Source organism: Rhodococcus sp. NPDC060090, assembly GCF_042729855.1.
Taxonomy (GTDB): Bacteria; Actinomycetota; Actinomycetes; order Mycobacteriales; family Mycobacteriaceae; genus Rhodococcus.
Genome location: NZ_JBHWXB010000001.1, coordinates 369894 through 396740 on the forward strand (window position 1 = coordinate 369894; position 26847 = coordinate 396740).

Genomic DNA, 26847 nt, shown 5'->3' on the forward strand with positions numbered 1-26847 from the left:
CTTACGCAAAATACCCAGCGACGAACGCACGAAATCCACGAGCAGTCACGCGAATTCCTTTCACTGCAGAAGTGTCCGTCCCAGTACGGCGAGGACAGTTGGGAGTCAGGGCGCAGCGAAGCCTGCGTCGGCAAGGACCTGCCTTCCGGCCGGGCCGGTGACGGTGGTCTCCCCGACCTTCTGCGTCGCTGCGCCACACGGTACCTGCGGCACGTCCCCATTGAGCAGATCCGCATCGACAACCTTCGTCATGTTCGCGCTCACACCGGGCCACGCCCTTCGAGTGGGATTCCGACATACCGAACCAAGGAAAGGTGCCGTTACAATCCGGCATGCCTTACGCCGTCCCGCCCACCGATCCCAACATTCGACTCGAAATCAACGCATACGCACCCACCGCACTTCAGGACGTCGGCATCGCGTACTGGCGGCTGGAAGGTCTCGAGCCGGAAACCGGCGAGCCGATCTGGGAGCAGAGCCTCAGTGCGCTTCCCTACAAGATGTGGTCGGGCGGAGCGCACTATGCAGCGGCCGCTGCCGTAGCCGCGACGCTGCTCGGATATTGGTGCGCATCGTGTCGGGGAGAATTGGTCTTGACCTCCCGGCAAGCGCTCGTCGATGCCCTCGTCGGGAAGGCAGTCGAGTGCCGAAGATGCAACACGCGTGTCGACGATCAAGCAGCGGGCATCCTCAACCCACGCGCGCTCACCGGGCACTCCCATCGGGCGCTGGAGGCGCGGGGGCAGGCGACTATCGAGCAAGCCCGGCGCGAAGTGATCGCAGAACTCCACCCGGTGGCATTCGAAGATCCGGAGCAGCTCCTCGCCGACGCTTCACTCCAGGCAAAGCTCGGCGCCCTCGCGGTGATCCACGCAGTGGGAAACACGGGCGGGTTGATCTATCCCATCGAGATCAACGATCGGACGATCGCTCCGAACGCATCGCTCAGCAAAGACCTCTTCATCGCTGCCTGGCAGGGAGGGCTGCTCCAAGTCCATCCGACCTCACCGACCAACGCGTTCTCCTGGGACGGCGAAACCGTTCTCGGTGAAGGCTTCTACACCAACCGGGCCCGATTCTTCGTCCCCGGCGACGGGCCCGTCGAAGAACGACCCGAGCGCCTCGTCGACCTCCTCCTCGACAGGCTCGATCCGACTCGCATGCGCTCGACCGAACGCACCGAACTGACCGACCTCGTGCGGCACCTCATCGCCGAGGAAGCCAGTCGGTATTTCGTTCACATGCTGGGTGAGCACAACCTGCCGGATTTGACCGAGACTCAAGAGGACGCGCTGAGGACGGCAACGGCCCGCGGTGCAGAACTGTTCTCGATCGGGCATCTGGACCGGATGGTCTGGGGTTCCATACGCGATACCGCCGGCGTTCATCAACGCAATGCCGGAATGCCGAAGGCGAACGCAATCACTTACGGGTTGAAGCAGTTCGAACGCTGGATCGAAGGCGCTTCCGAGAAGCCGAGCGTGCTGTCCGATCCGTTCAGCGAAGACGAACGGAACCTTCCCCTGTCGTCGGCCACCGGCATCGTGTTCCGCACAATCCTCGATCTCGACCCGATGAGCGCGGGCCCCGGTGAGCTCGCCGAAGCCTTGGTCGGAGCCTCGGACGCCGAGCTGCGCCACGAGTGCGACGCGAGCATCCCCGATCACGACGAACTGATGGAGTGGCTCCGAACATCACCCGGTTACTGGAATGACGGCAAGTTCCGGAAGGTACTCGGCCTCCTCGAGGGCTGGACTCCTCAGATCTGTGCGCCGGGCTGCGCACACGAACGCATCGGGCATGTCGCCCAGGAGTGTGGCCGTGTGTACGACCGCATCGTCTCGAGCGTCGGAGACACCGATGCAGCCATCCTCACCGCCGAAGCGACGGTCATCGCCAACGCTCTCGACGATGGAGTTCGCGCCGGCGACGGACTGCTCACCTCTCTCGTGCAGACGCTGCAGGACTACGACGCCCGGCAATCGAACGAATTCTGACGAAGGCGCACGGCCATGCGCTTTCCATAACTCCTGAGGACTCCGGCAGACCGGCGTGCCGATTCGATCGGCCTCTGACGGGTATACGTGTCAGGACCGCTTCGGAAGAACGACGTGTTCAGGAGGACGATGTGCCTACTCATGTGACCGCAGCCGACCTGCGAGAACTCCTCGACTCTCCACTCGATGACCCCGCACTCGTACTCGACGAAGGCCTGTTCCGGGTGGTCGGTGCCGAAGACACAACCGACCGGAATCGAACCTTCGTCGTACTCACACGTGAGCAACTTCGTGAACAGCTTCCGCAAGATCGGGAGTACACCGACAGCGATCTCGAAATACAGGCGGGTGCGCTCGATTCCGCTGTCGCGAATCTGGGCGGCTGAGCGCAACGACGGGGCCGCTGAGCGCGGCGAAGCGGTTTCGAAACCGAGCGGCCTTGGCGCACTCGGTCGCAACTGCAGAGTCAGCGCGCAGCGGTCGCCGACGACCGAGCGGTGCGCCGCAGGGCGGTCCCAGCGAGGGCAAGTGCCACGACGTCCTCCGCCAGCGCGGCCTGCCAGTCAGGCATTCGCTGGCCCGCCCGTGCTCGCCACCAGGCCCCACCGTAGGAGCCGGCGAGCGCTCCGACGGCGCCGATGATCACGGCGGGCGCCGTACCGGCCCGGTCGCGGCGAGCCAACGCCACCGCTCCTCCACCACCTGCGGCAAGTCGTGCGGTGAGCGCGGGCGCGGCCAATCGCGACGGTATCTTCGGGCTCTTGTCGGCTGCCAATTCGCCGGCGACGAGCACCGCCGCACCGACCCGGCGTGACCAATGCGGCGGTCTTGAGGATCGTGCGAGAAGCATCGCCGCGAGCCCTGTGGAGCTGCGCAGTCCGCTGGCGATCCCGATCACAGCCGACCGTATGGTGCTCACGTGCAGCACCGTACGTGGTGTGCCTTCTCGGTCCGATCAAGGCGAGGACGAATCACATGGCAATTCAACCACTTCGCTCCTCGGAGCACGACCAGTTCATGAGCTGCAAGAAGGACTCTTTGAAATCGCTGCCACTCGACACTCTGCTCTGAACCCGATTCGACCCATGACGGGCACCCTCACGAGAGACTGCGTGCCGGAAGGGTCTCACTGCAGTAGTACGCGAGCGGTTGCGTCACCTCCACTCGAACGATCGACCCGATCTCGAAACGCGCCCCACCACGAACAGACGCCCGCACACAGACCTCCGACTCGAGATGATTCACGGTCACAATCGACTCGGCGCCGGAGAACTGGATCTCACCCACCCGGAATTGTCCGTCCGGTGCAGGCGTCAACGTCACTTGTTCCGGCCGAACCAGCACCTCTCCGCGACCGTGTCCCTCCCCGAACACCGCGACACTTCCGAACACGGTCTCTGCGTGCAGCCCGGTACGAACCGCGGCAACGAACTGGGCTTCGCCGACGAATATCGCGACCTCTCGTGTGGCGGGCGCGCGGTACACGTGTTCAGGCTCTCCGATCTGGGCGCACCGACCCGCCAGGAGAACCGCGACCCTGTCTGCGGAGCCCATCGCCTCCGCCTGATCATGAGTGACCAGGACCGAGGCGACCTTCTGTTCACGTAGCAGCTCCCGCACCTCGGAGCGGATGCTTGCTCGCAATCCGGCATCGAGAGCGGCGAACGGCTCGTCCATGAGCAGCAGCGTCGGCTTCGGGGCGAGGGCACGTGCAAGCGCGACACGTTGCTGCTGTCCGCCGGACAGCTCCCGCGGTCGCGCGTCGATCGCGTGTGCGAGCCCCACCAGCTCGAGCAACTCTTCCACCCTCGCACGCCGCGCCTTGCGGTCTCCCAGCATCGACCGCAGCGATGGACGCACCAGGCCGAAGCCGACGTTCCGTCCGACGCTCAGGTGCGGGAACAGGGCACCTTCCTGTGGCATCAGCCCGATCATCCGGTGCTCGGGTGGAAGGTACTCGCGTGGCGGTTGATCGATCAGTCGGTCTCCCAACATGATCGATCCGGTATCGATCCGGTGCAGCCCTGCAATCGAACGCAGGAGTGTGGTCTTGCCGCATCCGGACGGACCGAGCACCGCGAGCATCTCGCCCTGGTCGACGTGGAACGAGATGTCGTCGAGGACACGTGTGCTGCCGTACCCTGCACCGACCCCGCACACCGACAGAGACTTCATACCTGACCTTTCACTACGGTCCGCCCGTCGACCGAGTTTCCTCTGAGCACTCTGCCGAGCACGAACGTCGGGAGCGCGGACACCAGGATCAGAGCGAGCGCGTACGGTGCTGCCTCGCCGTATTTGAACACCTGGGCAGTGGACCACAGTTCGGTCGCCAGCGTGTCCACACCTCTCGGTCGAAGCATCAAAGTTGCCGGCAGTTCCTTTGCCACAGTGAGGAATACCAGTGCCGCGCCAGCAGTGATGGCCGGTAGGGCGATGGGTATCGTCACCCGAAGGTCGGTTCGTAACCGACCGGATCCGAGGACACGTGAGACATCTTCGAGCACCAGCGGAGAGGCATCGATCGCCGACCGCGTACTCCCCACTGCGAGAGGAAGGAACAACACGACATATGCCACGATCAGCAGGGTGGTTGTCTGATAGATCGAGGGCAGGAACCGTATCCCGAGAAAGACGACGGCAAGCCCGACGGTGATGCCAGGAAGCCCGTGCGCAACATATGTCGAGATCTCGGCCATCCGCGCCGCGGAGGACGACGATCGTGCCGCGAACAACGCGACGGGGAAGGCCAGCACTGTCACGACGACCGCCGCCGTCGCGGACAGTTCGACTGTCTCGACCGTGGTGGCGAGTACATCCGACCAGTCGATGGTGAACCGAACCGACCGTGCGAGCCAGCGCGCCAGGCCCCCGAGCGGCACGAGCACCGATATCGCCAAGACGCCGAAGGCACACACCGATGCCGGAAACTTCCACCGTCCCAGCTGGACCAACTCTGCACGACGCGGTGATCCCGATCCGACCCGGGCGGTCGCGCCGCTCCGCACCCACCGTTCAATCAGGGTGCACACCAGCGCCAGAACCACGAGAACCAATCCCAGGATCGCGGCGGCGGTGCGGTCGAACCCACCTCGATACGCGTTGTAGATCCCGAGGGTGAACGCCTCGTATCTCATCAGTGCCACTGCCCCGAAGTCGCTGAGGGTGTAGAGCGCGGCGAGCAACGCCCCTGCCGCAGCTACCGGAGCGACACGCCGCAACTCCACGGTCAGCACCGTCCACATCTCGCTACGTCCCAGCGTGCGCGCCACCTCGGACATACCTGGATCGGCGCTCGCAAGAGCTGCAGATACCGGAAGCATCACCAATGGGAAGGACGACGCGGTGAGCACCAGTGCAGCGCCGGGAAAACCTGCCAGGAAAGGAAACTGGGATATCCACGTATATCCCGCCACGTATGACGGAATGGCGAGTGGGATCGTGAGGCAGACTCCGAGAAACCGGCGCATCGGTAGGTCGGTGCGCGTCGTCAGCCACGCAAGACCCACTCCGAGCACTACACAGGAAAGGGCCACGACGACGGTGAGCGCGATGCTGCGCAACATCAGATCGAGGGTTCGCTGCCGGAAAAGCAACCCCCATGCCTTTTCTGTACCGCCGTCGAATGCCCGGATCACCAGATAGCACAGCGGCGCCAGAGCGAGGAGTGCGACAGCCGACGCGGCCGCCCCCAGCACGGGGCGGCCACGAGAAAATCCGATCAAGCTAGATCATCCCCACCTCGGTGAGCAGAGCCTGGGTCTCCTCCAGTGAGGAGAGCTGTCCCAGGTTCATATCCGACACCCCCAGCTCGTCCAGCGGCGGCAGGTCGTACTCCGAGACCACTCCGGCGATCACCGGATACTCCGCCGTCTCGTTCGCGAAGTAGGTCTGGGCATTCACGGAGAGCATCGCCCTCAGGAAATCCTCGGCCGCAGTTGCATTGTCGGACGTTGCAACAATACCGGCGCCCGCGACGTTCACCAGCGCGCCCGGATCGCCCGGCTCGAAGTAGTGCAACCGGACCGGCGCATCGTCGCCGTGCTCATCGATGAATGGATACCAGTAGTAGTGGTTGGTCAGGCCAGCAGCGACCTGACCGTCGTTGACCGCAACCATCAGCGGGCCGTTGCCCTCGAATGCAACCGGGTCGTTGGCCAGGAACGCCTCCAGCCACTGACGCGCGGCGTCCTCACCTCGTTGCACGCGCAGCGCAGTCACGAACGCCTGGAACGATGCGTTGGTCGGCGCGTAGCCGATCTGTCCGCTCCAGCGCGGGTCGAGCAGGCCGTCGATCCCATCGGGGAGCCCTTCTTCCGTAGCGAGGTCCGAGTTGTAGGCCAGCACTCGGGCCCGCGCGGATGTAGCCACCCAAGTGCCGTCGGCTCCGCGATACTGCTCGGGAACAAGGGCCAGGATGTCGTCGGGAAGCGGTGCCAGTGTCCCGGCCTCGTCGAGCGCACCCAATGCACCAGCATCCTGACCGATGAACACATCCGCCGGAGATGCGGAGCCTTCCTCGAGGATCTTCGCGGCCTGTGCGTTGGTGTTACCGGAGTAGTCGACCTCGATGGCGGTGTCGACTTCTTCGCCGATCTGCTCGATCAACGGATCGATGAGGTCCTCGTCGCGTCCCGAGTAGACAACGAGCGCCGATGCCGATTCGGTGTCGGTAGCGGGTTCGTCAGCGCTATCGGAGGAGCCGCACGCGACCAACCCCACGGCCAGCGCGGCGCTGCAGGACAGCACGCTCATTCTGCGGATAAGTGACATCTGCACCCCAGTTGTAGTGGATGAGTCGAAAGCGGGTATTCGGCACAAATGTAACGCACGTTGCATGCATAGCCTTACCTGTGTGGCGGCGGCCGATTCGATCGCACGGTGCGAAGTCGGGCCGTGGCGCTTCGGTCGTCATCGCTACGAGAGTCGTTTCCGTGGGGGCATCGAGCACAAGGCGGACATGGTTCTCGACGGTGGTAACCGGCGCGGGAGGAATGTGGCCGTTTCGATGTCTCGCGCTGGGGTATCGCCAGGGCGTACCGCTCCGACGATGAGGGATGCGACTATGAGCTCACCTGATGCGGCAAACGAACGACCGTTGGCTCTGATCACCGGAGCATCCACCGGTATCGGCTATCAACTGGCGCGACAGCTTGCCCGCCGCCACTACGATCTTGTTCTCGTGGCAGACGAGCCGTCGATCCACACGGTCGCGAAGGAATTCGCACCCCAGGGCATCACCACCCACGCCCTCGAAGCAGACCTAGGTACCCCCGAAGGTCTCGACGAAGTACAGCGTTCACTCGCGGCGCTGGAACGCCCCGTCGAGGTGGCCGCCCTCAATGCGGGGATCGGCGCATACGGTCTGTTCCACGAACTGCCACTCGCCGACGACCTGAGAGTCGTGGCCGTGAACATCACCGCCAACGTGACGTTGGCGAAAAACATCATCAACGGGATGGTCGAACGCGGGCACGGACGGGTGATGACCACCTCGTCTGTCGCAGCAACCATGCCCGGGCCGCGATATGCGACGTACGCCGCGAGCAAAGCGTTCATCCAGTCGTTCACCGAGGCAATCCGCGTCGAGCTGGCCGATACCGGTGTCACCGTCACCGCGTTGATACCGGGACCGACCGAAACCGACTTCTTCGACCGCGCAGACATGAATGAAGCGAAGGTGACCAGCACCGACCTCGACGATCCTGAACAGGTCGCCGAGCAAGCCGTCGAGGCGACGCTCGAGGGTAAAGACCACGTCGTGACGGGGAAGGCGATGAATCGAGTGCAAGCAGCGGTGGGCAAGCTGCTGCCCGACGCCATCGCAGCGAAGCTCCACGGCACGCAGACCAAGCCCGACCAGAAATAGGGCGAGCGGGCCCTGACGGACCTGCCTGAATCTCGCAGACTCCCGAAAGTTCGACCGCACACATACACACGAAGGGTGGGAAACCTATGAGCGGCGAAGAAACCGGTGACGTCACCGGCACCAGGGGCAAGGACTACAACCTGATTCCAGAGGACTACCCGACTCGCTGCCTCCGATCGCTGAGTGAGGGATTGCTATGACTACACGAACTGCATTGCCCCGCAACCCGGTACAAACTGCGGCTCTGGTGGTCGGCGTGGTTTTTCTGCTCGTCGGTGTGCTCGGCTTCATTCCAGGCATAACCACGAACTACGACACGTTCACGTGGGCGGGTCACCATTCGGAGGCGAAACTGCTCGGCCTGTTCCAGGTCTCCGCACTTCACAACGTCGTGCATTTACTGTTCGGTGTGGCCGGTCTCGTGATGGCGCGCACGGCGGCGGCTGCGAAATGGTTCCTGATCGGTGGCGGTGTCATCTACCTGGTTCTGTGGATCTACGGGTTGGTGATCGACATGAACAGCGCCGCCAACTTCGTTCCCGTCAACACGGCCGACAATTGGCTGCATTTCGGCCTCGGAGTCGGCATGATCGGGCTCGGGCTCCTCGCTACCAAGATCGGTCCGGCGGTGACCACCAACGCGACCAGCCCGCACACCAGCTGACACGCTCTCTTCTTCACTACCTTTCGGCCTCTCCCCGTCCAGATGCAAGGACGAGGAGAGGCCGAAGTTCGTCATCGGTCCGCTACATGTGTGTTTCGACCCTCGCTGTCCGGGTGAGGACACAGTGACCGAATCATAAAGGTCCGCTTTACCGAAGCGCTCGTCCAAGACGGTAACTCGGTGCGGGCCCCGACACGGAAGGAGGACGAACCATGGGCACTCTCGACGGGAAGATCGCGTTCATCACGGGCGCCGCTCGTGGCCAAGGCCGCACCCATGCCCTCACCCTCACCGAGCGGTATCGACCTCCTCGATCAATGGACTCGAAGGCGGAGTGAACTACGCCCCTTACGTGTCGGCCAAGCACGGGGTGATCGGCTTGATGCGTAGTGCAGCACTCGAATTGGGACCCCATGGGATTCGCGTGAACGCGATCTGCCCCGGGGTGATCGATACAGCGATGACGAACTATCAGGACATCTACGACATGATGAACGGCGGGCCCGACGGCGACCGCACCAGCCTCGAAGAAGGCGCCACCCATTACGGGATCATGGCCGACCAAGGTGCCCTGCCACCTCAGGTGATCAGCGATGCGCTGCTGTGGCTGGTCACCGACAGTTCTCAGGAAAGGAGCAACTGTGAACAACGCCGGGTCGCAGCAAGGACTGACCTTGCGCGACAACATCGATTCCTACAACGAACTCGGATTCATACCCCCACATCGCAGATCTTGGCGGTGGCTCGTGCGCCTGCAGCAAAGGGTACTGCGATGGGGCTCAGTTTCTTCGACAGCAGACCGGTCGAGGACGCCGTCGAGGCGAATCCCCAGACGTTCTTCCAGACCTACTGGGTGGGCTCGCGCGAGGAAATAGCCGAGCGTGTGCAGCGGGCGCGTGAAGCGGGCGCCGCAGGTCTGATCGTGACGTTGGACTGGCCATCCACGTTGGCTGATGCGAGGCCGGGACCCGCCCACCTCCTCAGCGGCCGGCCCACCACAGGGCGCCCGACGAGATTCGAGCGCTGCATCCCTTCCGGGTGTGCGTTTTGAGCGTTTTCTGTAGGGTGGAGTCATGACTGGGGCGATTGCACACGATCAGGCGCAACGCTTACGAGCTGCGTTCGATCGAGTACTCGGAGAAACCGGCACCGCACCGGAGGCCGCGACTTCCGCGCGGGTAGCGCTCGAGCGCCTCGTCGAGGTTCTGGAGTCCAGCCCCGCGGCGGTAGTGTTCCCCTCCGACACCACGGTCAGCACCGGTCAGGCTGCCGATCTGCTCGGGGTGAGTCGTATGACCGTGGTGCGCCTGATCGACCGCGGCGAGATTGCCGCGGTCGGTGGCGGGGCACATCGACGTATCGCGGTTTCCGAACTGGCCCGCTACCGGACCGCCAGCGACACCCGACGCAGGGTTGCCCTCGACGGTCTTGCCGGCGAGATCGGGGACGACACACCACCCGACCAGATCATCACCACCCGGTGACCAACCGCCCGGTCGTCGTCCTTGACGCGTGTGTGCTTATTCCCATCCGGCTCGCAACGACGCTACTGTGGCTCGCCGAGGCCGGCCTGTTCCAGCCTCTATGGTCAGAGTCCATCCTGGATGAGGCGCAAAGAAACCTACCCAAGGTCGGGGTGACGTCCGAACAGGCACGCCTCCGGATTGCCATGATGCGAGAAGCATTCGGAGCCGAAGCGCTCGTCGACGACTTCGACTACCTCATCGAGAAGATGCAGTGCGATCCCAAGGACCGGCACGTACTCGCCGTGGCCGTGCGCGGTGGGGCCGACATGCTCGCGACATTCAACCTCAAGGATTTTCCCGACGAGGCGGCCGCGCCGTATGGGATCGGGGTCCTACACCCTGACGCTCTCCTCCTGCGACTGCTCACCGAACACGCCGAGACCGTTGTTGGCGTCATAAAACGCGAGGTCAGAGCCTTTCGCAACCCACCAGAGACGATCACGCAGTTCCTCGAGAGCTTGCGGTCGACCGTCCCGAGGTTCGCTGCTCAGGCCACCGATACCTCGTAGCGCGACAACCCCGCATCACATCGGCACGCACTATCGCGATGCAATCGACAGTCTTCACCGCCGTAGCGGCCATGCACGGATGTCAGCGGCCGAGGAGCTTCGCCTTCTGCGCGTCGAACTCCTCCGACGTCAGGATCCCCTCGTTCCGCAACTCGGCGAGCTTCCGAAGCTCATCAGCAACCAGCGCTGACGGCGCCGGCGCGGCAGCCGCGGGCCTGGGCGTCGGGGTGATCGTCGTCGGTGTCGCCTTGCTGTTGAACGACGGATGCCGCTGGAACCACTTCTCGATCAGCTCGGAGGTTCCGTGGTTGACCTCGACAGACGCCAATGTCGTACCGTTCCCGAGAACGTGAAGCAATCGTGACATCACCTTGCCGTGCCTGGTAACCGAAAAGCCCCGGACATCCGCAATGTTCACGCGGAACGCCTGCGTGAACTCCCCCGTCTTGATGTACGCGGCAGTGCCGTCCTCGTGCTCCATGATCCGGCCGTTTCCGAAGCCCAAGGCGTGTTTGGTTGGCATCGATGTCTCCTTTAGTCCAGCTCGGATCATCTCCGCGAGATGAACGTGATCGTTGAATGTTGACGACAATTCCCCGGCGGGTCAGCCAGGCGCCACGGGCCAGTGTTCAAGTGACACGCGAGCCCGGACCGCTCGCTACGGTGCCCCACGGGAGAAAGGACTCACGGGTACATACACAGACTCGTATGCCGGCGCGCTGCGCGACTCGTTCGAGGCAACGCCCACCACAACCAGTCCGATGGCGAGCAGCACTGCAGCCACCCCGGCGATGAACCAGAGGTCGATACCACCGCCCGCCACGAACGTCATCCTCTTGGACCTGTCGCGCGATACCACGGGTTCGCCCTTCGTCGATACTTCGCTGGCGGAAGAATACACATCATTCCGGTTGCGCCCGGGCTCGAGGTAGACGCGCGGAATCGGGCTGGTATCACTCGTACTGGATACCACCAGGTGGTTGGACATTCAGACCCCTACTCCTAGCGCAATCGTCAACCAAGGATCGCGGTGTCTGATTTGATCGTTACATCCGACTTTTTCATGGCCTATGTCACATCCATTTTCTGGTGCAGCCTTGCCCCACTGATCTTGGAAGTCGCTCCACTCCACTTCTTTTCGATCCCCGCAGCTATGTCATCCGAACGAATGACACAGAGTGCGACGGTGAAGTAAGGCCATCGCTGAAAGTTTCCTCCACTTCCTTGGGTTTCCGTTGGTTCTGAACCTGCGGAAACCCAAGGAAGTGGAGGAAACTCAGTCCGTGATCGGTCGTGGACGTAGGTGCGCGGTCAGTACGCACCTTCGCTCGCGACAACGGCCTTCACGGTCTTCCCGATGATCAGTACATCGGACACCATCGACCAGTTCTCCACATACGACAAATCCAGCCGGACCGACTCGTCCCACGACAGATCCGAACGCCCCGACACCTGCCACAACCCCGTCACACCCGGACGTACCAGCAGACGCCGTTTGACCCGCCCGTCGTAGTTCTCCACCTCGCGCCGCAATGGCGGACGCGGACCCACCACACTCATTTCACCGCGCAGCACGTTGATGAACTGCGGCAACTCGTCGATGCTGAAACGCCGAAGGACCCGTCCGACCCGCGTGACGCGCGGATCCTCGCGCATCTTGAACAACAATCCGGCGCCCTCGTTCTCCGCCAGCAGTGTCTCGACCATGTTGTCCGCGTCGGTGACCATCGACCGGAACTTGATCATCCCGAACGGCTCACCATCGAGACCGATCCGCTCGGCCCGATAGAACACCGGCCCCTTGCCGTCCAGCTTGATCAGCAGTGCGACCACTGCGAACACCGGCGCCAACATCACCAGTGCCGCCAACGAGAACACCCAGTCGAAAATCCGCTTCCCGGAACGCTTCGCACCGTGATAGCTCGGCTTCTCCACGTGAATCAACGGCAGGCCTGCAACCGGTCGCATCTCCAACCGCGGACCCGCCACGTCGACCACACCCGTCGCCACCACGAGATCCGCGTCGAGCGGTTCGAGTTGCCACACCAGATCCTTGATACCTTCGGGGCCGAGCGACTCCGTCGCTGTCACCGCCACCGTGTCAGCACTCGATAGCTCGAGCGCTTCGACCACCGAGTGCTCATCACCGAATATCGGCACGGCCCGGCCGTCGACGTCGATCGTCTCCCCCACCGACCCCGAATATGCGGGCACGCACACTCCGACCACGCGGTAACCGTCGGTGAACTTGCGCTCGAACGTGCGACCCAGGTGCCGCACCGCTCGCGCACCACCGACCACCAGCACGGAGGTGGCGTACTCGCCTCGACTGCGCTTGCGTGCCACAGCCTTCCGCCATATCCACCGAGGCCCGGCGTCATCTCGATCGTGCAGCGACTGATGAGCAGACCCGCCAGACCTGTGGGCAACGCGATCGCAAGATACCCCCGCGCGAGCTCCAGACGAAACACCAGCGCCATGATCGCGACAAACCCGAACAGCCACAGCGTCGCCGACACGACACGCTGATATTCGTCGTAGCCCGCACCGATCACCCGACGTGAGCGGGTACGGAAAATTCGCAGCGCAGTCAGCCACGCGACCGCGAGCCCCAGCGAAATCAGCGAGTAGTTCAGCGTGCTGATCGGCTGTACCGCCAGCATGTTCTCTTGGCCGAATCTCACCGCATGCGCAAGTAACACCGCCAGCACGACGACGACACTGTCGGTCCAGAACAAGCGCCGACCGTACGCCGCCTGCCATCGCCAGCGGTTCGCTGCCTCGTGTGGGCGTACACGCACCGTCTGCACCGACGATTCACTGCCGGCGCCCCGCTCTTCTTGGATCACGACCACACTTCAACCACTCTCGTGAGTCTCCTCGGAGACAATCTCAACCCTCGCGACACTCCTGCATCACCAACCAACACATCCCATTAGCCTCGCGCTTTCGTGCTGATTGAGCGAGCGGCCGTGTCGAACACAAAGAATGGTGCCCTGAGCTGGGATAATTCGACTTGCTGAGGGTCGAGTTTCAACCAGTTCGAGGAGCACCATTCCGGTGAGCAAGTCTACGTCCCCCTACCCACACGTGTCCGCATCGGCCAACGGAACCGGCATCGTGTCACATGCCGGCGCCGTCCTGCTGTTGCGCACCGCCGAGAAAACCGGCCTCACCACGGCATTGACGACCGAACTCGCCCGGTTCCGGAAACCGTTGGCACGCCACGATCCCGGCAAGATCCTCCTCGACCTCGCAGTCTCCCTCGCGCTCGGCGGGGACTGCCTCGCCGACATCAACCAACTACGCGCCCAGCCCGAACTTTTCGGCACGGTGGCCTCCGACCCGACCGTCTCCCGCCTGATCACCACCCTCGCGGGTGACGCCGACATCGCACTGGCCGCCATCGGACGGGCCCGCACCGCCGCCCGCGCCCACGCCTGGACCGCCGCCGGCTCCTCGGCACCGGATCACACCATCGACGAGCGGACACCGCTGGTTGTCGACATCGACGCCACCCTCGTCACCGCGCACTCGAACAAAGAACACGCCGCCCCGAACCTCAAACGCGGCTACGGGTTTCATCCGTTATGCGCGTTCGTCGACCACGGTGAGCACGGCACCGGTGAACCCGTCGCGATGCTCCTGCGCCCGGGTAACGCCGGTTCGAACACCGCCGCCGACCACATCACCGTCGTGCAGGACGCCCTCGCGCAGTTGCCGTTCGATCCGGGATATCGGGTCGGGAAGAAGGTGCTGGTCCGGATCGACGGCGCCGGCGGCACCCACTCCTTGATCGAGTATCTGACCAAGCGCAGGCTCTCGTATTCGGTCGGATTCGGGTTGACCGACGCCCACGCCGCCGCGATCGATCTCGTTCCTGATCAGGCATGGACGCCGGCCTACGACTCGGACGGGCAGGTCCGTGACGGCGCTTGGGTCACCGAGATCACCGGGTTGCTCGACCTGTCGACGTGGCCGAACGGCATGCGCGTGATCGTGAGGAAGGAGCGTCCGCATCCGGGTGCGCAGTTGCGGTTCACCGATCGTGACGGACTGCGTCTGACGGCGTTCGTGACCAACACCCGCCGCGGGCAACTGCCCGATCCGGAGTTGCGGCACCGGCGTCGGGCTCGGTGCGAGGACCGGATCTGGACAGCGAAAGCGACCGGACTACAGAATTTTCCGTTGCACGGGTTCGATCAGAATCGGATCTGGTTGGCGCTCGTGCAACTGGCGTGCGAGCTGCTCGCGTGGATGCAGATGCTCGCGTTGACCGACACGACTGCACGCAGGTGGGAGCCGAAACGGTTGCGGTTGCGGGTGCTGTCGATCGCCGGGAAGATCGCCCGGCATGCCCGCCGGGTTCGGTTACGGCTGGCCGCGACGGCTCCTGGTGTCGATGTTCTCGTGGCCGGTCTGAACCGGCTTGCAGCACTACCTGCACCTGTGTGACCTGCACGAATCTTCTTCATCGAGACGAAAGGGACGCTCAGCTTGGGGCCGTGGACCCCGGCGTCACCCGACCGTGTCGGGTAGTCGATCGTGGAAGCACACCGGATCCACGGTTTTCCACGTCCAATCCGAACTGCTCAGGCCAGCGCGTCACCCGCGCGAAAGATTGAGGCTAACGGAAGCGATCTCTCCGGGTTTGCTTTCTTTCATCACCGGCGAAGCGGGCCATTGGTCCTGAATCCGATATCGTCCGTCACCCGTTGCAGCACCTGGCCCTATCGAACCATGCAGGAAGAATGCGCCTTTCGATAAACCTGTTACCTGGAGATTTATTCGAGCGAATGACAACCGATAGGTAACAGCCCGACGATTTCAGCCGATGACAGTTCGTGGTGCTCGACCATGTCGAACCAAAATGCCCCACAACCGATTTCACAGACCCGATAAGCATCCGCCTTGGACATGAGAACCGATCCTTGTTCTGTGGAAGGTCCGCCGCAATGTAAGGAACGACCATGACCACACCCGCCGGATGGCTTCCAGACTCCGAAGGCTCCGGGCAACCCGACCCGGGGTCCCATACATCCAAACGCAAGAAGTGGCCATGGATCGTCGGCGCTGTCGCAGTGTTCGTCATCATTGTCGGTGCGGTCAGTTCTCCCGATGGCTCGTCTGATGACGCGTCGCGTGCGCAGGCGACGACAGAGCCGAGCGCGATAGCGTCGGCTCCGTCCACAACGAAGCCGACGGCGACCGAACCTTCGGCACGCCCGAAAGCGCAGGCCACAACCGTCGAAACAGTGACGCCGGCCCCGGAGACCGTGACGCTCGCACCTGAGACTGTGACGGTAGCGCCCACGGTGACGGTCGAACCGGAGCCCACCGCGCCGGCGCGAGTAGAGCCCGCAACGACGGGTGGAATGACAGGCGGGCAGAGGAACGCTGTCCGAGCGGCGGAAGGGTATCTCGACTTCGCCGCCTTCTCACGGCAAGGTTTGATCGACCAGCTGGAGTTCGAGGACTACTCGACCGAGGACGCAACATTCGCCGTCGACTACGTGTCGCCTGATTGGAACGAGCAGGCTGCGCTGGCCGCGGAGAACTACCTCGAGTTCAGCGCCTTCTCGCGACAGGGCCTGATCGACCAGCTGATATTCGAGGGGTATACCAGCGAACAGGCGCAGTACGGAGTCGCACAGACCGGCATCTAGCGGACCGTCCAGCCACTTCCGAGCGAACGGTACATTTGATCGATTGAACGCACCGAACGATACATTCGCTCACACTCGGCTCAGAGGTGCGCCCGCAGGATCTCTGTAAGTTCCAGCGGCGCATCGCTTTGCACCGAATGCCCCGAGCCCGGCACGACGCGCACATCCAGGTCCGCAACGCGTCGACGCGCTTCTTCCACGTCGTCGTCGGCGACGAACACCGACGCTCCACCGCGTACCAGAGTGAGGGGGACGTCGATCCGGGCGAGATCGTCCCACAACAACGCGAAGTCGCGGAGGACCCGCATCCGGTCGTAGCGCCACTCCCAGCGACCGTCGTCGCGTTGCCGGGTGTTGTGGATGACGCCGCGACGGATCGACGACGCGCTCCGATGCGGCGCCGCTGCCGCTGTGAGGGCGACGATCTCGTCGAGCGTGTCGAATGTGGCCGGTCCAGCGGCCAACGCGACAGTGCCGCGCTGCTCCTGCGTCATGGCCTGATGTCGTTGGATCGAAGCGGGGGTGACGTCGACGAGCACCGTGCGTCGCACCAGTTCGGGGGCGACCGCAGCGAGCCGGATCGTGGTCAATCCACCGAGCGACATCCCGACCACCACCTCCGCATCCGGCGCCCACTGCCGGATGGCAACGGCGACGGCGTCGGCGTTCGGCCACGGACTGTAGTCGCCGTCGTCGCGCCACGAGGAGTGGCCGTGACCGGGAAGGTCCACGGCGAGTGCCGGCACGCCGAGGGCAAGGATCACCGAATCCCAGGTGTGCGCATTCTGCGCTCCGCCGTGGAGGAAGACGGCGCGCGGCGGTTCGTCTCCCCACTTGATCCCGCTGACATGCCCGTCGTCGTGGTCGGTGCGTACGCGTTGTGCAGGGGGCAACGTGGGCAGCTCGAGCCCCAGTTCGGCTGCGTTCTCCGGCAGCAGGGCGAACTCATCGGTGATATGCGTATCCATACTGCTTCTCTACTCGACACCTGTCGGAGAGTCCAGGTTCAGAATCGGCCCGCTCTTTCGCTCAGGAGGGAGCGCTCAACCGAGACCGGGCAGTGGGTCGATCACCAGCGAGAGCGTGTCCTTGACCATGGCCAATGCTGCGCCGAGCGGACTCGATCGGCCACCGGAGACCGTGATGTCCCCCGCATCAGCGCACCCGAACGTGACCGCCTTCTCCGGACCGGCCAGGACGCCGAAGGGCGGCTCGGATCGCGAAAACTCGTGCAGAGCGACGACGACGCGACCCGGATTGTCGATGCTCGCCGATCCGACGTGCCGCAGAACCGCGCCACGTTCGTTGGCACGCACCGCACGGCGCGCAGTGTCGGCGGTGATCGGCTCCCCGTCGACTGTGCATGCACTGACATCCCATCCCCATTGCAGAGCTGCCAGCAGACGCAGCTTCGTCGCCGTGTCGGCTCCGGAGAGATCCGCCGACGGATCCGCCTCGGCGATACCTCGGCTCTGTGCAATCTGGACGGCCTCTGCGAGAGTGACACCGTCTCCGAGCTGATCGAGTACGAAACTCGCAGTGCCGTTCAAGCATCCGCGGATGGTACGGACGTCGAAACCACGCAAACCTGCACATGCAAGGTCTGCGGCAGGCAACGCCGCACCGGCCGCACCTGAGATGCGCACCCCGCGAACGTGTTCGAGTGCGGTATCGCGTAGCCGCGACCACCCGGTCAACAGAGGTGACTTTGTTGCTGTCACCAGATGAGCACCATGAGCGAGTGCGGTGAGGCCATCACTCAATGCCTCTGCCGCCCCGTCAGGATGGGAGGGAACCGCCTGCGCTACGACGAGAGGCGATGTCAGCGCCAACAGTTCCGCCAATGGCGTGCGTGCAGTCCATGATTCCCGGACAGGCGGAGCTTCCCCGTCAGGCAGGAGAACCTGCCGGGTTCGTCCCCGAATCGCAACGACGCGTGGTTCCACTCCGTACCGAGTCCGGAATTCGTCACGTCGTGCGCGGAGTGTGGCGACGTACTGCTGAGCAACCGGACCGTAGCCGATTATCAGAATAGGTAGTGTGATCGGTTCGTTCATCCGTACACCCTCTGGTCTTCGCAGCCGCACCATGCATCGAGCGTAGGTGGTCCGCCCGACCGTCCACGTCGTGACAGGCCGCCCGGCTCGCTCTCACCTACTGCGGCACAAAACCTATGCGGACACGTCCGGAACGCGAACGGGTGCGGAACCCGTCGCGAGCGATTCGGCACCTGCCACGCCGACCAGTGATGCCGCCACGGCGGGACGCACCGGGATCAGCGGGGGTGCGCCGTGTTCCACCGTGGCTCGGAATCCTTCGAGCACCGCGACGGTACCCTCGGCCATCCGGTCGACCGGTTCGTCGTTCACAAGATAGTGATCCGGTACACGGATTTCTTCGTGCGTCTGCCCGTCGTCCTGGGCCCAGCCCTCCGTGCGCACTCGCACCGACCACGCATCGTCCCCTGTGGCTCGGACGGATTCGGCCAGGCCGTGGGCACCGCGCACAGAGATCCAACTCCAGTGGCTGCCCGCTTCTCCGGCGAGGAATCCGTGGCGGGTCAGGGCCAAGGCGCCGTCGGAGAGTCGGATTGCCAGCACGACGGCGGCGGGGCGGCCGCCACCCGAGCCGACAGGGTAGGCGCTGACCTCCACCGGCCATGCTCCGGTGAGCTCGAGCAGCGGCGAGACGGTGTGCGTGCAGTAGGCGGTCGGTGGGATTCGACCACGCCAGTGCGCGGGATCGCCGATGAGCGCGGCGGTGTCCTGAGGCGAAAGGCTGTGCAGATAGTCGGCTTCCGCCAACACAATGGAGCCCAGCTCGCCGGAATCCACCGACTCCCGGAGCAATCGAGTGTGCGGATGGAAGACGTAGTTCTCCGCGAAAGAATAGGTTGCCGTGGAACGCTCGGTCGCGGCGATGAGCAGTCGGCCTTCTTCCTCGGACACGCAGGCCGCCGTCTCCGACAACACATGAATCCCGCGGTCCAGGAAGGCGATCGCCAACGCCGTGTGCGCGTCGAAATCGTTGGCGAGCACGACGCCATCGAGACCGGCGTCGAGCAAGTCCGTCCAGTCCTCCGTCAACCGGGCCCCCGGAAATTCCGCGTGCGCGGCGGCCAGGCGCTCAGCGTCACGATCGCAGAGCGCGATCACCTCGGCCCCGATCCGGTGTGCCGACTCGGCCATGTACAGGCCCCGCAACAGACCCACGATTCCTATACGCATTCCCTCGGTATACACGCGCTTATCGGTGCTGTCATCGCTATTTACGCCGACCACGATCGCCAGCTCAGCCGGTCGATAGTGATCACCGGGCCCGACGGCCGCTTCACCCGATACTGCACATACTTGCGAGCCAACGCGTCGAGTCCGGTCGCTCCCGTATCCGAGTCCGCGTCGTCGACGGTGGCGATGCCATCGATGCGGACCCACCACAGCTGCGACCAATCGTCGTCGTAGTGGTCGACGAGCACACTCACCCGCGAATTCTCGGCGATGTCGGTCAATCGGCGCAGTCGTCGGGTCGTCTTCGGCTTGTCGTCGACGCAGGTGTGTATCGCATCGCCTTCGAGGGAGAACACGATCGGGACGAGGTGCGGCACACCGGACCCGTCCGCAGTGGCGAGCCTGGCCACTCGAGCGTCGGCGACACGGCGGCGAATATCCATGCACACCACGGTAGTCCCCACCGCGACAGCGTTGAGCAGGTCGGGGCGTGTCAGCGGCCGGCTTGATGGCGTGCGGATGCGTCCGACGTTTGTGGCTCGAGCTTCGGCGTCAGGCCCTGACGGCCGCCGCGGCACTCTGCACCGCAAGCTTCGCAAGACCGGCCGCGTACACCCACCGGCCGAAGAACAACGCCACGATCGCCAGCACATACACCAGGGGGGTCACCTGCAGCGCGCCGAGGAGGCCGAGTCGGTCCGCAAGGACACCGATGATGAACGGGCCAGTCGCCAGCCCCAGGATGTTGTTGGCGACGGTGAGGCTGCCAAGCGCTGAGGCCCGCACCGACGGGTGCGTCAAGCTCGCCACCATCGCCGCGGTGGGGCCGGACGAGCCGGCTGAGAAAAAGGCACCGATCCCGATCAAGGTCAGTTGCGCCACGCCGGTCTCCAACTGGAATCCGATGCCGAGGGCAGTCAGCGAGATGACGCAGAACGCGATGGCGCTCGACCACTTCCCCGCCGGGTTGTGGCGGCTGACGCGGTCGGTGATCATGCCGCACACCACCATGCCGCCGCCGAGGTACGCGCACCAGGTGGCGGGGTGGTGAACAGCGTCGAGACCGGAACTCGGATCGGAGGGCCGTCGGGGCGGTTGGCCGTCGCGGTGTCCTGATCTACTGCGTGCTCGGTCAGTCGCCGTTCGGTGACCACGGCCCGGAACATGGCGACAAGGATCAGGCCCAGCACCGCCATCGCCGCGAACGACCACCACCAGCTCAGGTGTACAGCGATGACACCGCCGAGTGATACGCCGACGACCGAACCGAACGAGCCGCCGGCCATGAATGCGCCACTGAGGGTCGAGTGGACGCGAGGAACAAAGACACTGAGTACCAGGGCGATTCCGACGCTGCCATAGGCCGCTTCACCGACTCCGACAAGGAAGCGTGCGGCCAGTAGCTGCTCGTAGTTGGCCGCCACCGCGCAGAACAGTGTCGCGACGCTCCAGATCACCGCCATCAGGACGAGGCTGCGAACTCGTCCCCAGCGGTCGGCGAGCAGCGACAGCGGGAACGTCAGCAGACCGACCATGAGTGCAACGATGCTGGTCAGCCTTGCCGGCGGCTCGATCCACGAAGTCGCCCAAGTGGTCGCCGCCGGAGGTGCCATCAGTAGCGGAGCGCTCGCCGTCGCCACAGTGGTCAAGCTCGCCCGTGTCCTGATGCTGGCCCCAGTGATGGCGTACCTCGGGGTCTTACAGCGCCGTCCGCCCCAGGGGGAGAAGGATCGCGGAAGACAACCACCGCTGGTGCCGATGTTCGCGATCGGATTCCTCGTGCTGGTGGCAATTCGCTCATCGGGCCTGCTGCCCAATGCTGTGATCGACCAAGTCAAACTCGTGCAGTCGGCGCTGCTGACCGCGGCGATGTTCGCGTTGGGCCTCGGGGTCCGGGTGAGCTTGCTCCGCGCGGTGGGTCCGCGGCCGTTCGCCTGGCAACCCTATCCACGCTGTGGGTAGTGGTCATCGCACTGGCTGGCGTGTGGTTGGTGGGGTAGGACTGCGGATCGGGGTGCGGAGTAGCCGCGCGATAGCGGCATGTTGCCCGCCGGGGTGAGTTTTCGACCTGTCGCAGGGCGCCGGTGGAGGTTGCTTTGACCGCCGTGGTGGTGACGTAGCCACACGGCAAATGCGCCCGATGTGACGGTTTGCTACCGATATTTCAGTACAGCAGCCGTCACATCGGGCACTTCTGCGCTATTCGTGGGGTGGCTCGCCGGTGACCACATGGTCGGCGTGATTGAGACCCTCACGGACCAGTCGCGCCAGATGCCCACCGCGCAGTCGGTAGATCACCCGGCGACCATCCTTGCGAGTCTCGACCATCCCGGTGAACCGCAGCTTGGCCAGGTGCTGACTGACAGCGGTGCGCGACGCCCCGCACGCCTCGGTCAGGGCGGTGACGTCCGCATCGGCGTGGCTGAGCAGCCACAGCAGGTGCAGCCGGGTCGGATCCGAGAGCATCCGGAACATCCCGGTAGCAGCCTCGAGACGTGCGGAGTCCGGGGAGACCGGGTGCGTCAGACTGGCGTCCGCCCCGGCGGGCGAGGGGGAGAGGCTGTCGGTCACGGTGTCCCCTTTCGCTACGCTGGGTGGGCCTTACGCGGTCGCCGGTGCGGTCGTCCTCGACGACAGGTGCCGGGGCCACAGCCACGCCGCCGAGACTGCACCGAGTGTAGCCAGCAGAGCGAGCACCACCGCGGCCACCGGCTGACCGGCGCGCGCCCCCACCCACCCGGCGATCGGGTAGGTCAGCAGGAAACACGCGTGCGACAGGGAGAACTGTGCGGTGAACACCGCCGATCGAGTCGAGGGTGTGGACTGATAGCGCAGCAGCCGCGCCGACGGCGTGTTGACCAGCGACGTGCCTGCCCCGAGCACCACCCACATCGTCCCCAGTACTGCCCACCCGAGTGCGGGCCCGGGGTCGATGAACAGCACCACCGCGACCACCGCCAGCCCGAGCGGCAGGACCGCGCAGCCGGCGAGCATCACAGCTCGATCCGGCACCTCGCTCAGTACCCGCGGCAGAGTCAGCGCCACTGCCATCGATCCGGCGCCGTAACACCCCAACGCCACCGCAACTCCGGTGTCGGTGCCCCCGAGCAGATCCCGCACGTAGACCACGGTGTTGACCAACACCAGGGCGGTGGCAGCGGCCACCACCAGATTCATCACCAGCAGGGCCCGGAGTACCGGACGGGCGGCCATCACCCGTGCCCCGGCGGTGATCCGCGCCCGCAGCGGCCGCCCCCGATCCGCCGGCGGCAATGCCGGCAACGAGATGGTCGACACCAGGACGCCCGAGGCGACGAAGCCGACCACGGTGCCGACGAACAAGGAGTTGTAGTCGATCACCAGCAGCAATGCCGCTGCCAGCATCGGGGAGAGCACCGCTTCGAGGTCGTAGGCCAGGCGGGAAAGCGACAGCGCTGCTGTGTAGTCGTCCTCGTCGGTCAGCACCGACGGGATCACCGACTGGAACGCCGGGGTGAAGGTCGCCGACGCGGCTTGGAGCACGAAGATCAGCACGTAGATCTGCCACACCTGCGCGACGAACGGCAACGCCATGGCCACCGCGGCGCGCACCACATCGGCGGTGATCAGCACCGTTTTGCGGGGCAACAGGTCGGTCAGCGCGGCGATCACCGGAGCCACAGCCACATACGCGAGCATCTTGATCGCCAGGGCCGTGCCGAGCACCGCACCGGCGTTGCTGCCGGCCAGACCGTAGGCCAGCAGCCCCAGCGCCACCGTCAGCAGGCCGGTCCCGATCAATGCCACCACCTGGGCGGCGAACAGTCGCTGGAACATCGGATTGCGCAACGCCTTGGTCATCGCTCCGGTCTTGTGCGCTCTCACCCCATGACAGTATATGTGCGTATGTGCGCACGCAAACACTCAATGGTTGCGCTCCCTACGACGACCACTGACGCGTCTGCACGCCCGGCGACTACCCCGACGACGCGACGAGAGGACCGTCGGCATCGTCGGCAGAAGCGCCCGAACGCATCCCCACGGTACGTTCGGCGATCCGACGCAGCACGCGGACACGGCCGGTCCACCGGGCGGGGCGGAAGACGGAGCCGGTGAGGGCACGCTCTGCACGATCCAAGCAATCTTCCAGGCAGGCGTCGTGCATCCACCGGTAGGCCGATGGCCAGGTCAGTCGCGCCCGCCCGCGAACGTTCATGGCGAGCAGGTGAACCAGATCGGTACCGTCAGAAACGGGTTGGACGGTGAATTCGTGGAAACCGTCGAAACCTCGGGGGCCCGTGAAACGAAAACGCACCCAGCGGCCGGGCACGTAGTGCTCCACCGTGTACCGAATCGGACCGTGCCCACCCACCGCGCCCACGTCGAGCGGGCGGTCGAACCTCATCGCAGGCCAGCGATGCACGGGCCAGAGTAGGTCGCCCTCGCTGGCGAGAGTGTCCATCAGCGCACCGACCTCGCTCACCGGCACGGGAAGGTGACGTACGTGAAGGTTGATAACGGCCATGATCGGCTCCTCATTTTAGAGACTCTTCTCTAAAACAAATTAGAGCATATCCTCCACTACATGGGAAGGACACCGAGGTACGACGCCAATCGACTCCTGGACGCCGCCGCCGAGCTCCTTGCCGGAGGGGGGCCGTCCGCTGTCACCATGTCGGGAGTGGCGAAAGCCGTCGGCGCACCGAGCGGGTCGGTCTATCACCGCTTCCCGGATCGCCCCGCGTTACTGGCCGCACTGTGGTCACGCGCGCTACAAAGATTCCACGACGAACTGCTCGTAGCACTGAGCCTCAGAGAACCACAGGAGGCGATCCGCCGCAGCGCCCGCGCAAGCATCGACTGGGCGCGGCGCAATCCTCGCGATGCGCGCGTCCTACTCGCGGGCGCAACAGAACTGGATGAGAAGAACTGGAGTGAGCAGGCTCGCACGAACACCGCGCGAGCCAATGCCGCGCTGAGCGACGCGCTGACCACCCTGATCGCGAACAGCGACGACACCGCTCCCGATGCGGCCGACCGGATACTCCTTGCCGTGGTCGATCTGCCCTACGCCATGGTCAAGCGCTACCTGAGCACCGGCCAGCAGATCCCCGACCATGCGGCCGATCTCGCCGAGCAGGCCGCTGCGGCATTGTTCACCATGACGTTGAGGTAGTGCAGACCTCACTGGACTCGCTCGACCGAGTGACGAGACCGCGGCACTGCCCACCGAGCAGACAGACCGAATACCCTGTCAGCCAGACCGGAGTTGGCTGGTTGCCCGAATGAGATTGGGATCCATGCTCGTTCGAGAATGTCGGCGTCAGCTCAGCGGGATTCCGAATCCCCGTGCGGTTCCGGCGGGAGCGCCCCGCCCTCGTTGGCCCATCGATCGAGCTGCTTGGACGCGGGGTCCGAATTTCGCTTCCGGCGCTTCAGAATCCCATCCACAGCATCCTTGAATTTGCCCATAGCCAAGACTATACCGACGCGGCGCCCACACTGGCTCGTGGCGCAAGATCCACGGTGGCACCGGCTACATGCGCGAGGGTCGCCGTCGAGCGCATCTACCGCGACGTGCGTCTGCTGCATTACTCACTCAGGGAAGCGCCCGGAACACAGGAGCCTCCTGAGTCGAGTTTTCGAGAGCAGCGAGCGTCTCCGCAGAAGGAGGCACGGTCAGGATGCCGACGAGAAGGTCCAGGAGCTGACTCACGTGCAGCGCGTACGGGGCGACGGCCATCCCCTGCATGCGCATGCGATGCCGGTCGGCGGAGATATGCACACATACTGCCGATGCTTGATGCATCCGCATGTCGCGAACCGGTTGCGGGATGTGTCCGAGAAACTCATCCAGGCGGGCGTAGTAGTTGCGTCTGGATTCGCGGTGACTCGCAGTCAGGTCGTCCATCGGGTGACTCTTCCGCAGAAGGTGCTCCAGGAATGGCAGGTAGTAACAGTCCTCGTCTTCTGCGAGCTCGATCAACGGGAGATGGTGCGCTTCGAGGATCTGCCGCACACCTTCACCCGACGACCTGGCTTCAAGTAGCTCACGACGGTGCGTCAGACCGTCGATCCGGTTGACCAGAATCGCCTGGATCAGATTCTCTCTGTTACCGAAGTGGTACTGCACAGCGGACTTGTTCGCCATGCCGGCGGCAACGCCGATGTGGCGAAGGGGAACTCCGTCGAGCCCGTGGAGAGCGTAGAGACGTTCAGCGGTGAGTACCAGCTGCTGCTTCGGTGACGGAGCGATGGTGTGTGGCCGCTGTTCTGACATGCATCAAATGTAACCACCTCTGGACAAGTTAAGTCTTGAGACTTACAGTTCAGTCCAATAACCGACGTGAGCGCTTCGTGGATCACCACGAAGAGGCACTCGAGTACGAAAACGAACGTGCGAGTGCATTATCCGAAGGGTGTAGCCATGAGCCGGGCCATCGTCTTCTCCGGTCACGAGACGTGGGAGGAGCGTGAGCTTCCGGAGCCTGAACCGCCCATCGGGGGCGCCGTGCTGCGAGTCGAAGCAACGGGGTTGTGTTACAGCGATGTCGACCATTTTCGCGGCAACATCCACACCTCGCGGGGCGGCGCCTTCCCGTCCGTACCCGGCCACGAGATCGTCAGTCGTATCGACAAGATCCGACCGGAGACGGCAGCCGAACCGGACCTACGGTCACGACTTCTCCATCCACGAGGGGTCCGGTCTGCACGGAGGGTTCGCGGAGCATCTCGAACTGCTCCCGGGCTCGAAAGTGTATCGACTGCGCGAAGATCGCCCCGCCGACGAATTGACGTTCTTCGAGCCGCCGAGCTGCGCCGTCACATGGGTGGCGCCGGTACGGCACGGTGATGTGGTTCTCATCGAGGGCCCCGGCCACATGGGTATGGCAACGATCGTCGCCGCACGCGCTGCCGGCGCCTCAACGATCATCGTGACCGGGACCGGGCGAGACCGTTTCCGCCTCGATCACGCACTGCGGGTCGGCGACGACCACGCGCTCGACGTCGAGAACGACGACGTCGTCGAACGAGTCCGTGAGATCACGAACGGGCAGATGACCGATGTGGTGATCGACGCCGCGTCGGGAAGTTCGGAGACGGTCAATCTGGCCATGCACCTGGTGCGCAAGGGCGGCCACGTGGTCTTGGCAGGGATGAAGGACGGCCCGCTCGAAGGTTTCCATCCGGACTGGATTCCCACCAGGCGGATCACCGTGCACCCAGGATCAGGTCTCGACACCGAGCGAGCAGTCGAGCTCATCAACGCAGGGCAGATCCCCACCGCCGATCTTCTGGGCGACAGCTACCCACTCGACCGGTTCGCCGACGCTTTCTCGCTCATGACCGAGCGCACACCTGAACGAGACTCCATCCGAATTGCGTTGAACCTCTCCTGAACACCTCCCC

The 26847-nt window shown here is 64.3% G+C and carries 29 protein-coding genes and 3 pseudogenes; 14 read left to right on the forward strand and 18 right to left on the reverse strand.

Annotated elements, in window-relative coordinates; genetic code table 11:
* Positions 1–105: 105 nt before the first annotated feature.
* Positions 106–252 carry a hypothetical protein gene (locus ACFWCF_RS01510; protein ID WP_378556249.1) on the reverse strand — a complete coding sequence of 49 codons (147 nt, stop codon included), beginning with the start codon at positions 250–252 and terminating at the stop codon, positions 106–108.
* An 80-nt stretch (positions 253–332) separates the two neighbouring features.
* Between ACFWCF_RS01510 and ACFWCF_RS01515 the strand changes: the two genes are divergently transcribed.
* Both ACFWCF_RS01515 and ACFWCF_RS01520 read left to right on the forward strand, forming a co-directional pair.
* Positions 333–1997, forward strand: a complete 1665-nt coding sequence (locus tag ACFWCF_RS01515; RefSeq protein WP_378556252.1) for a hypothetical protein — start codon at positions 333–335, stop codon at positions 1995–1997.
* A 131-nt stretch (positions 1998–2128) separates the two neighbouring features.
* Entirely contained in the window at positions 2129–2383 is a 255-nt protein-coding gene (locus ACFWCF_RS01520) for a hypothetical protein (protein ID WP_378556255.1), read from the forward strand.
* Positions 2384–2463: 80 nt separating this feature from the next.
* On the opposite strand, the gene ACFWCF_RS01525 is transcribed toward ACFWCF_RS01520, so the two are convergent.
* The 4 genes from ACFWCF_RS01525 to ACFWCF_RS01540 all read right to left on the reverse strand — a co-directional run bounded on the left by ACFWCF_RS01525 (position 2464) and on the right by ACFWCF_RS01540 (position 6752).
* Positions 2464–2916 (reverse strand): hypothetical protein, encoded by a 453-nt coding sequence (locus ACFWCF_RS01525; RefSeq protein ID WP_378556258.1) that lies wholly within the window; start codon positions 2914–2916, stop codon positions 2464–2466.
* A 179-nt stretch (positions 2917–3095) separates the two neighbouring features.
* The gene (locus ACFWCF_RS01530) at positions 3096–4172 is read right to left on the reverse strand and encodes an ABC transporter ATP-binding protein (RefSeq protein WP_378556261.1); all 1077 of its coding nucleotides are present in this window, start codon (positions 4170–4172) and stop codon (positions 3096–3098) included.
* A complete protein-coding gene (locus ACFWCF_RS01535) occupies positions 4169–5722 on the reverse strand; it encodes an ABC transporter permease (RefSeq protein WP_378556264.1) in 1554 nt (517 codons plus the stop codon). The genes ACFWCF_RS01530 and ACFWCF_RS01535 overlap by 4 nt, the downstream gene beginning before the upstream one ends.
* A gap of 1 nt (position 5723) precedes the next feature.
* Positions 5724–6752: an iron ABC transporter substrate-binding protein gene (locus ACFWCF_RS01540; protein ID WP_378556267.1), complete on the reverse strand. Its 1029-nt coding sequence runs from the start codon at positions 6750–6752 to the stop codon at positions 5724–5726.
* Positions 6753–7062: 310 nt separating this feature from the next.
* Between ACFWCF_RS01540 and ACFWCF_RS01545 the strand changes: the two genes are divergently transcribed.
* The 6 genes and pseudogenes from ACFWCF_RS01545 (at position 7063) to ACFWCF_RS01570 (ending at position 10565) form a co-directional block, all read left to right on the forward strand.
* Positions 7063–7866, forward strand: a complete 804-nt coding sequence (locus ACFWCF_RS01545; RefSeq protein WP_378556270.1) for an SDR family NAD(P)-dependent oxidoreductase — start codon at positions 7063–7065, stop codon at positions 7864–7866.
* 196 nt (positions 7867–8062) lie between these two features.
* On the forward strand, positions 8063–8530 hold the full coding sequence (locus ACFWCF_RS01550) for a DUF4383 domain-containing protein (RefSeq protein WP_378556273.1): 468 nt from the start codon (positions 8063–8065) through the stop codon (positions 8528–8530).
* Positions 8531–8742: 212 nt separating this feature from the next.
* Positions 8743–8826: pseudogene (locus ACFWCF_RS01555) on the forward strand (SDR family mycofactocin-dependent oxidoreductase); the annotation flags it as partial.
* A 38-nt stretch (positions 8827–8864) separates the two neighbouring features.
* Positions 8865–9581, forward strand: coding sequence for an SDR family oxidoreductase (locus tag ACFWCF_RS01560; protein ID WP_378556276.1), 717 nt, complete (start codon positions 8865–8867; stop codon positions 9579–9581).
* 22 nt (positions 9582–9603) lie between these two features.
* Positions 9604–10014: a helix-turn-helix domain-containing protein gene (locus ACFWCF_RS01565; RefSeq protein WP_378556279.1), complete on the forward strand. Its 411-nt coding sequence runs from the start codon at positions 9604–9606 to the stop codon at positions 10012–10014.
* Positions 10011–10565, forward strand: coding sequence for a putative toxin-antitoxin system toxin component, PIN family (locus ACFWCF_RS01570; RefSeq protein WP_378556282.1), 555 nt, complete (start codon positions 10011–10013; stop codon positions 10563–10565). The genes ACFWCF_RS01565 and ACFWCF_RS01570 overlap by 4 nt, the downstream gene beginning before the upstream one ends.
* Before the next feature lie 82 nt (positions 10566–10647).
* On the opposite strand, the gene ACFWCF_RS01575 is transcribed toward ACFWCF_RS01570, so the two are convergent.
* The 3 genes and pseudogenes from ACFWCF_RS01575 to ACFWCF_RS01585 all read right to left on the reverse strand — a co-directional run bounded on the left by ACFWCF_RS01575 (position 10648) and on the right by ACFWCF_RS01585 (position 13375).
* Positions 10648–11088, reverse strand: coding sequence for an SHOCT domain-containing protein (locus ACFWCF_RS01575; RefSeq protein WP_378556285.1), 441 nt, complete (start codon positions 11086–11088; stop codon positions 10648–10650).
* 135 nt (positions 11089–11223) lie between these two features.
* Positions 11224–11397, reverse strand: coding sequence for a hypothetical protein (locus ACFWCF_RS01580; RefSeq protein ID WP_378556288.1), 174 nt, complete (start codon positions 11395–11397; stop codon positions 11224–11226).
* Positions 11398–11876: 479 nt separating this feature from the next.
* Positions 11877–13375, reverse strand: a pseudogene (locus ACFWCF_RS01585) (sugar transferase).
* Between the two features lie 250 nt (positions 13376–13625).
* Between ACFWCF_RS01585 and ACFWCF_RS01590 the strand changes: the two are divergent.
* Both ACFWCF_RS01590 and ACFWCF_RS01595 read left to right on the forward strand, forming a co-directional pair.
* A complete protein-coding gene (locus ACFWCF_RS01590; protein ID WP_378556291.1) occupies positions 13626–15020 on the forward strand; it encodes an IS1380 family transposase in 1395 nt (464 codons plus the stop codon).
* A gap of 515 nt (positions 15021–15535) precedes the next feature.
* The gene (locus ACFWCF_RS01595; protein ID WP_378556294.1) at positions 15536–16231 is read left to right on the forward strand and encodes an Ltp family lipoprotein; all 696 of its coding nucleotides are present in this window, start codon (positions 15536–15538) and stop codon (positions 16229–16231) included.
* A gap of 80 nt (positions 16232–16311) precedes the next feature.
* On the opposite strand, the gene ACFWCF_RS01600 is transcribed toward ACFWCF_RS01595, so the two are convergent.
* From ACFWCF_RS01600 to ACFWCF_RS01625, 6 genes are all read right to left on the reverse strand, one after another.
* Entirely contained in the window at positions 16312–17199 is an 888-nt protein-coding gene (locus ACFWCF_RS01600) for an alpha/beta fold hydrolase (protein WP_378556297.1), read from the reverse strand.
* Between the two features lie 75 nt (positions 17200–17274).
* Entirely contained in the window at positions 17275–17952 is a 678-nt protein-coding gene (locus tag ACFWCF_RS01605) for a hypothetical protein (RefSeq protein ID WP_378556300.1), read from the reverse strand.
* 450 nt (positions 17953–18402) lie between these two features.
* Positions 18403–19458: a Gfo/Idh/MocA family protein gene (locus ACFWCF_RS01610; RefSeq protein ID WP_378556303.1), complete on the reverse strand. Its 1056-nt coding sequence runs from the start codon at positions 19456–19458 to the stop codon at positions 18403–18405.
* 41 nt (positions 19459–19499) lie between these two features.
* A complete protein-coding gene (locus ACFWCF_RS01615; protein ID WP_378556306.1) occupies positions 19500–19901 on the reverse strand; it encodes a TIGR03668 family PPOX class F420-dependent oxidoreductase in 402 nt (133 codons plus the stop codon).
* Between the two features lie 109 nt (positions 19902–20010).
* Entirely contained in the window at positions 20011–20454 is a 444-nt protein-coding gene (locus ACFWCF_RS01620; RefSeq protein WP_378556309.1) for a hypothetical protein, read from the reverse strand.
* Positions 20451–20993, reverse strand: coding sequence for an MFS transporter (locus ACFWCF_RS01625; RefSeq protein ID WP_378556312.1), 543 nt, complete (start codon positions 20991–20993; stop codon positions 20451–20453). Before ACFWCF_RS01625 ends, ACFWCF_RS01620 begins: the two co-directional genes overlap by 4 nt.
* Before the next feature lie 25 nt (positions 20994–21018).
* On the opposite strand from ACFWCF_RS01625, the pseudogene ACFWCF_RS01630 reads away from it, so the two are divergent.
* Positions 21019–21458: pseudogene (locus tag ACFWCF_RS01630) on the forward strand (YeiH family protein); the annotation flags it as partial.
* Between the two features lie 199 nt (positions 21459–21657).
* On the opposite strand, the gene ACFWCF_RS01635 reads toward ACFWCF_RS01630, so the two are convergent.
* From ACFWCF_RS01635 to ACFWCF_RS01645, 3 genes are all read right to left on the reverse strand, one after another.
* On the reverse strand, positions 21658–22029 hold the full coding sequence (locus ACFWCF_RS01635; protein WP_378556315.1) for an ArsR/SmtB family transcription factor: 372 nt from the start codon (positions 22027–22029) through the stop codon (positions 21658–21660).
* Positions 22030–22059: 30 nt separating this feature from the next.
* The gene (locus tag ACFWCF_RS01640) at positions 22060–23298 is read right to left on the reverse strand and encodes an MFS transporter (RefSeq protein ID WP_378556667.1); all 1239 of its coding nucleotides are present in this window, start codon (positions 23296–23298) and stop codon (positions 22060–22062) included.
* Between the two features lie 115 nt (positions 23299–23413).
* Positions 23414–23962, reverse strand: coding sequence for an SRPBCC family protein (locus tag ACFWCF_RS01645; RefSeq protein WP_378556318.1), 549 nt, complete (start codon positions 23960–23962; stop codon positions 23414–23416).
* Between the two features lie 60 nt (positions 23963–24022).
* Here ACFWCF_RS01645 and ACFWCF_RS01650 point away from each other — a divergent pair, with 60 nt between their 5' ends.
* Entirely contained in the window at positions 24023–24613 is a 591-nt protein-coding gene (locus ACFWCF_RS01650) for a TetR/AcrR family transcriptional regulator (RefSeq protein ID WP_378556321.1), read from the forward strand.
* A 423-nt stretch (positions 24614–25036) separates the two neighbouring features.
* On the opposite strand, the gene ACFWCF_RS01655 is transcribed toward ACFWCF_RS01650, so the two are convergent.
* Positions 25037–25717 (reverse strand): TetR/AcrR family transcriptional regulator, encoded by a 681-nt coding sequence (locus tag ACFWCF_RS01655; protein WP_378556324.1) that lies wholly within the window; start codon positions 25715–25717, stop codon positions 25037–25039.
* A 147-nt stretch (positions 25718–25864) separates the two neighbouring features.
* Between ACFWCF_RS01655 and ACFWCF_RS01660 the strand changes: the two genes are divergently transcribed.
* Entirely contained in the window at positions 25865–26290 is a 426-nt protein-coding gene (locus tag ACFWCF_RS01660) for an alcohol dehydrogenase catalytic domain-containing protein (RefSeq protein WP_378556327.1), read from the forward strand.
* Positions 26193–26837, forward strand: a complete 645-nt coding sequence (locus ACFWCF_RS01665; RefSeq protein ID WP_378556330.1) for a zinc-binding dehydrogenase — start codon at positions 26193–26195, stop codon at positions 26835–26837. Before ACFWCF_RS01660 ends, ACFWCF_RS01665 begins: the two co-directional genes overlap by 98 nt.
* Positions 26838–26847: the final 10 nt, after the last annotated feature.